1 protein-coding gene is annotated in these 1,520 nt (G+C 63.4%); it reads right to left on the reverse strand.

Annotation, left to right across the window (positions count from 1 at the left end; genetic code table 11):
- Nucleotides 1-71 precede the first annotated feature (71 nt).
- Nucleotides 72-1,445, reverse strand: a complete 1,374-nt coding sequence (locus IP65_RS20670) for an IS1182 family transposase (RefSeq protein WP_054132915.1) — start codon at nucleotides 1,443-1,445, stop codon at nucleotides 72-74.
- Nucleotides 1,446-1,520: the final 75 nt, after the last annotated feature.

A 1,520-nucleotide genomic window follows, 5' to 3' on the forward strand; every position in this document is an offset into this window, starting at 1 on the left:
CCGTTGAAAAAGTCGCCTTCTTGGTGAAGCGGAGGGTACGGATCGAAACGGCTGAGCAGAATCGCCTGACCTCATGTCATCGCCATCTGCCTGGCGATGCTGATCTTGGCGAGTTTGCGCAGGTTCTGGGCGGCAGCGGCGAGGTGGAACTCATCCCGGGCACCATTGGGTCCGCGTAATCGCAGCCGGTCGAGCCGCATGATGCGCTTCAGGTGGGCAAAAAGCATCTCGACCTTCTTGCGCTCGCGGCGTGAGGCGATCCATTCATCTTCCTGCGACAGGGCCCGAGCGAGATCGCGAGCGCCCTCGTGGATGGATCGGGTCACCTTGCGAGCCGGCAGGATGGGTGTGCATTGTGGCTTGAGCGCGCAGTTGCTGCAGTCCTGCTGCCGCGCTCGGTAGCGGATGAAGCCGTCCTGGTCGGCCTCCGGTCGCGGCGAGGTGAAGTTGCGGTTACGCGGCCGCAGGCGCTTGTCGGCCGGGCAGATATAGCTGTCATCCTCGTGATCGAAGGTGAAGTCGCTGCGCTCGAAAGCGCCATCGCTTCTGGCGGACTTGTCGAAGACGGGCACATGCGGCTCGATGCCACGCTCGTGGACGAGCCAGGCGAGCATACCCGCAGAGCCATAGCCGGTGTCGCCGATCAGCTTGCGGGGCCATAGGCCGTGGCGATCGGCTGCCCGCTCGATCATCCGTTTGGCGGCGGTCACCTCGGCCTGGCGCATCGCCGTGCTCGCCTCGACATCCACGATCACCGCATTGTCGACGTCGATCAGGTAGTTGGTGGCGTAGCAGAAGTCGGCGCGGTTGCCGTGCGCCTGGGTATAGCGGGCCGCAGGATCGACAGGCGAAACGCGCTTGGGCTCAACCGGCGTTGCGCCGCCGAAAGCTGCATCGTCGAGCACGGCCAGGTACTCCTCGACAGCACGGCTTTGCGGAGCGGCGGTCAGGCCCTGCGGCCCGTCGACATAGATCTGCCGATTGGCTTCGGCCCGGATCAAGCTGGCATCGACAGCAAAGCCGTCGCCTCCGACCAGACCTTCGTCGATACAGCGCCGTACAGTTGCTTCGAACAGCTGGCGGAACAGATCACTCTCACGGAAGCGACCATGGCGGTTCTTCGAGAAGGTCGAGTGATCCGGCACCTGGCCGTCAAGGCCGAGGCGGCAGAACCAGCGGTAGGCCAGGTTGAGGTGCACCTCCTCGCACAGCCGGCGTTCCGACCTGATGCCGAAGCAGTACCCCACGATCAGCATCCGCAGCATCAGCTCAGGGTCGATCGAAGGACGACCGATCGTGCTGTAGAACCCTCGCAGGTGCTCGCGCAGGTCCGACAGATCCACAAACCGGTCGATCGTCCGAAGCAGATGATCGGCCGGAACATGCCGATCCAGGCTGAACTCGTAGAACAGGGCCTCCTGCGCCACACGGCGCTCGCCCATCATCGCTTGGCATCCTTCAGCATCTCAATGCTGAATCAGACCCTCTCTCCAACTGCAAGGCCGACTTTTTCAACGGCA

It is taken from the genome of Novosphingobium sp. AAP1, from assembly GCF_001295765.1.
GTDB lineage: Bacteria > Pseudomonadota > Alphaproteobacteria > Sphingomonadales > Sphingomonadaceae > Novosphingobium > Novosphingobium capsulatum.

Coding starts and splice junctions, on each gene's coding strand:
- IP65_RS20670 (WP_054132915.1), bottom strand. CDS start 1,445: ATGATGGGCGAGCGCCGTGTGGCGCAGGAGGCCCTGTTCTACGAGTTC.